Source organism: Nonomuraea turkmeniaca, assembly GCF_005889735.1.
Lineage (GTDB): Bacteria > Actinomycetota > Actinomycetes > Streptosporangiales > Streptosporangiaceae > Nonomuraea > Nonomuraea turkmeniaca.
Map to the genome: position 1 here is coordinate 1 of NZ_VCKY01000418.1, position 4,317 is coordinate 4,317.

Below are 4,317 nucleotides of genomic sequence, written 5' to 3' on the forward strand. Positions count from 1 at the left end.
CCGCCCACCGCAAACCGTAGCGGGGAACGCCGGCGGGACGGCCGCGGTTTGCGAGCAGATCACACGGGTACGGCGCCACCATTGGCCAGGGCCGGACGTCAAGGGGGACGGAAGTGGCTGAGTTCGAGGCGACGCGCGGGATGCCGGCCGTGAGCACGATCGTGTACGGGGTCGCGTCCGACGTCACGCTCATGAACCGCTGGCTGCCGCAGGGACTCCACGTCTCCGGCGCCGGCCCCGGCACGCTCGAGGCGGGCGGCGACCTGGTGCCCGGGGAGGGGAGGCACGAGGGGCTGTTCCGCGCGTCGGAGGACCAGCTGCGCGTGGAGTGGGGCGGCCGCGACCACCCGGACTACGCCGGCTGGCTCCAGGTGGCGGACTCGGCGGGCGGGACGAGCGAGGTGACCGTGCACATCTCCCTGCTCGACGAACCGGATTCGGGACCGCGGGCGGATCAGGTCCGCGAGCTGCTCGATCGTTCCCTCGACCGCCTGGCCGACGAGGTCGCGCACCGCGTCCACGACGCGGGCTGACAAGCCTGGCGCCCGAATCGAGCGGGATTCTGTAAGCCCGCAGCGCCGCTCGTACTGATCCGGTACCGTCGTCCAGTGCTTACCGGATCCCAGGACACGACTCTCATCGTCATCCGCGGCAACTCCGGTTCGGGCAAGTCCACCGTGGCACGTGCCGTGCGCGAGGCGTTCGGCCGCCGGGGCATGGCCGTGATCAGTCAGGACGTGGTCCGCCGTGACATCCTGCGGGAGCTGGACCGGCCGGGCGGCGTCAACATCGGCCTCCTGGACGTGATGTGCCGGCACGCGCTCGACGCCGGCTACCACGTGATCCTGGAAGGCATCCTCGCCGGAAGCCGCTATGGCGAGATGCTCCAGTCCCTCTGCGGCGACCACCGCGGCAGGACCCTGTGCTACTACCTCGACGTCTCGTGGGAGGAGACGCTCCGCCGGCACGAGACCCGGCCGCAGCGCGCCCGGTTCGGCCCGGACGAGATGCGGCAGTGGTACGTCAAGAAGGACGTCCTGCCGGACGTGCACGAGACGGTCATCGACGAGAGCAGCGAGCTGGACAAGATCGTCCAGCTGATTCTGCAGGACGCCCGGCTGCTCACCACCACGCCTCAGGAAGGGCTGCCGAGCCGGCCGGGCGCCGGCAGGACGGACGCCATGGGCAAGCAGCGATCCCAGCCGGTGGTCGACGAATCGATCGCGATCGTCGCGCCGGCGCATGACGTGTGGCAGGCGATCGTCAACGCGGAGATCCGCGCCGGCTGGTGGAGTTACCTGGACCTCGACGCGACCGCCGGCGGCCGGTTCGAGGAGCGCTGGACCACCGACGACGGGCGGGAGGTACGCACCGGCGGGCAGGTGATCGAGCTCGTCACCGATCACCTGCTCGTGCTGTCCTGGGCGGACGAGCACTGGCCGGCGTCGACCCGGGTCGAGATCCAGCTCACCGAGATCGGCGGCTCCACGATGGTCCGCCTCCTGCACATGGGCTGGGAGCCGCTACCGGACGGGGCGGCCCTGGCCGCCGAGCACCGCGCGGGCTGGCTGATGCATCTGGTCAACCTGCGCCGGTACGTCGAGGACAGCGCCGTGTTCTAGGCGCCGCCTGCCCAGTCGCGGCGACGGCCTGGTCGAGACGGTTGCAAGTGATCTATTCCAGCTTGCTTAAAGGCGCTCGCAAGAATTCACCTTCACCTTTTGTTCATGCGACGCTCAATCAAAATCATTTCTTCCGCCATCGCCGGCTTGATCGCCGCCACCGGTCTCACCGGTACGGCTCCGGCCGCCGCGGCCGACAAACTCGGCGGCTATTACGGTCAGCGCTTGACCTGGACCTCCTGCGGCAAAGGATTCGAAGCATTCGAATGCACGAAATTAAAGGTGCCACTGGACTATACGAATCCCAGTGGCAAGCAGATTAAGATCACCATGATCCGGCTCCCGGCGACCGGAAAGAAGATCGGCTCGATCGTGCTGAACTTCGGCGGTCCCGGCGGCTCGGGGGTCGACGGTCTCATCCTCAACAAGTCGGCGGTGTCGGCGTCCGTCCGGGCACGTTTCGACGTCGTCAGTTTCGATCCGCGCGGCGTGGGCCGGTCCTCGCCCGTGCGCTGCCTGTCGCCGCTGGACCTGGACGCCTTCCACTCCGCCGACCGGACCCCCGATTCCAAGGCGGAGCTCAAGCAGCTCAAAGGGTGGGCGAAGAGGTTCGCCAAGGGCTGCGAGACCCACTCGGGCAAGCAGTTGCTCAAGCACGTCGGCACGGGCGAGGCGGCCCGCGACATGGACGTGATGCGCGCGGCGCTCGGCGACCGGCGGCTGACGTACTTCGGCTGGTCGTACGGCACCTACCTCGGCGCCAGGTACGCCGACCTGTTCCCGATGAGGATCCGCGCCATGGTGCTCGACGGCGCCGAGGACCCGAACCAGACAGGCGAGGAGTTCGTCCGGGCGCAGGTCGCCGGCTTCCAGGTGGCGCGGGAGTCGTTCCTGCGTGACTGCTTCAAGGCCAAGGACTGCCCGTTCAAGAAGCAGACGCTCACGGCGGCGAGGAAGCGGCTCGACGCGCTGCTGTCGCGGGCCGACCGGGCGCCGCTGCGCAACACCCACGACGGCAGGCAGGTCACCGAGACCGTGGTCAGAACCGCCGTGGACGCCGCGCTGTACTCGAAGAACAACTGGCCTGTGCTGCGCCAGGCGCTGACCGCCGCGTTCAAGGGCGACGGCACGCTGATGCTGCGGATCGCCGACGGCTACAACGGCCGGCTGCCCAACGGCCTGTACACCAACATGCTGGAGGCGCACCGGGCCATCTCCTGCGTCGACCACCCCGAGTCCGCGTGTCCGTACTGGCCGGTCAGGGGCACGAGGTTCACCAAGAAGGTGCGGGCCAAGGGGTCGCCGCCGATCGTGGTGGTGGGCACGACCCGGGACCCGGCGACGCCGTACCAGCTGGCCAGGCGACTGGCGGCGCAGCTGTCGAACGGTGTGCTGCTCACCAACGACGCCGATGGCCACCTCGCCTATGCCGGCGGCGCCTCCTGCCTGGAGCGGCAGGTCGACCACTACCTGATCACGACCCGCGCGCCGCGCCCCGGCGCCTGCTCCGCCGCCCAGACCTGACCTTCGTGTCCAGTCCTGGGACTGGTGACGTTCGGGTCAACCCCCGCCGTGCCTGCGTCGCGGCGGGGGTAAACGCATGGAGATTGGCGGACGTAACCGGAAAAGTACATCCCGCCTGAGGAGCCCATGGAGCCGCTGGAGTCGCTGCTCATGCTGCACGCGGTGGCGGCCGCCTGTGCTCCCTGGCTGGCCCGCCGCATGGGCCGCCGCTCCTTCGCCCTGCTGGCCCTCGCTCCGGCGGCCGCGTTCGGCTACACCCTGTGGCGGTCGGCCGGTGGGCTGCCCGACGGCCGGAGCACGAGCTGGGCGCTGGGCATGGAGCTGGCGTTCCGGCTCGACCCGCTGGCCGTGCTGATGACCGCGCTGGTCACCGGCATCGGGGTGCTGGTGCTGGTGTTCAGCGTGCGCTACTTTCCCGAGGGCGACGACGGGCTCGGGCGCTACGGCGGCGCCATGGTGGCCTTCGCCGGGTCGATGCTGGGCCTGGTGACGGCCGACAATCTGCTCCTCCTGTACGTGTTCTGGGAGCTGACCACCGTCTTCTCCTACCTGCTGATCGGGTACGACCCGGAGAGCCGGTTGAGCCGCCAGGCGGCGATGAAGGCGCTGGTGATCACCACGTTCGGCGGCCTGACCATGCTGGCCGGGCTCGTGCTCGCGGGCCAGGCGGCGGGCACGTACCGGATCTCCGCGCTCGCCCCCGGGGACATCGGCGCGGTCGCCGCCGTGCTGATCCTGGCCGGGGCGCTGACGAAGTCGGCGATCTTCCCGTTCAGCACCTGGCTGCCGGCCGCGATGGCCGCGCCCACCCCCGTGTCGGCGTACCTGCACGCGGCCGCCATGGTGAAGGCGGGCGTGTACCTGGTGGCCAGGCTCGGCCCGGCGGCCGCCGACGTGGTGTTGTGGCGGGCGGTGGCGGTGCCGCTCGGCCTGGTCACGATGGTGCTCGGCGGCTGGCGGGCGCTGCGCGAGACGGATCTCAAGCGGCTGCTGGCCTATGGCACGGTCAGCCAGCTGGGCTTTCTCGTGGTGCTGTTCGGGTCGGGGCACGCGCTGGCAGGGGCGGCCATGTTGCTGGCGCACGGGCTGTTCAAGGCGGCGTTGTTCCTGGTGGTGGGGATCGTCGATCACGCGGCGGGCAGCCGGGAGGTGCACGAGCTCAGCGGGGTGG

Annotated in this window: 4 protein-coding genes; all 4 read left to right on the forward strand. The window is 70.0% G+C overall.

The features are described from left to right. The first annotated feature begins 113 nt into the window (after positions 1 to 113). A complete protein-coding gene (locus tag ETD86_RS52720; protein ID WP_170223783.1) occupies positions 114 to 533 on the forward strand; it encodes an SRPBCC family protein in 420 nt (139 codons plus the stop codon). A gap of 75 nt (positions 534 to 608) precedes the next feature. Then, the gene (locus ETD86_RS52725) at positions 609 to 1,622 is read left to right on the forward strand and encodes an SRPBCC domain-containing protein (protein ID WP_138674130.1); all 1,014 of its coding nucleotides are present in this window, start codon (positions 609 to 611) and stop codon (positions 1,620 to 1,622) included. Between the two features lie 330 nt (positions 1,623 to 1,952). After that, positions 1,953 to 3,146, forward strand: coding sequence for an alpha/beta hydrolase (locus tag ETD86_RS52730; RefSeq protein ID WP_246149503.1), 1,194 nt, complete (start codon positions 1,953 to 1,955; stop codon positions 3,144 to 3,146). Positions 3,147 to 3,272: 126 nt separating this feature from the next. Continuing rightward, positions 3,273 to 4,317, forward strand: a 1,045-nt coding sequence (locus ETD86_RS52735) for a proton-conducting transporter transmembrane domain-containing protein (protein ID WP_281287110.1), incomplete at its 3' end; no start/stop codon positions are given.

What these genes read in the sequence shown, in the direction of transcription:
- ETD86_RS52730 (WP_246149503.1), top strand. Translation starts at nt 1,953, where the DNA reads ATGATCCGGCTCCCGGCGACCGGAAAGAAGATCGGCTCGATCGTGCTG.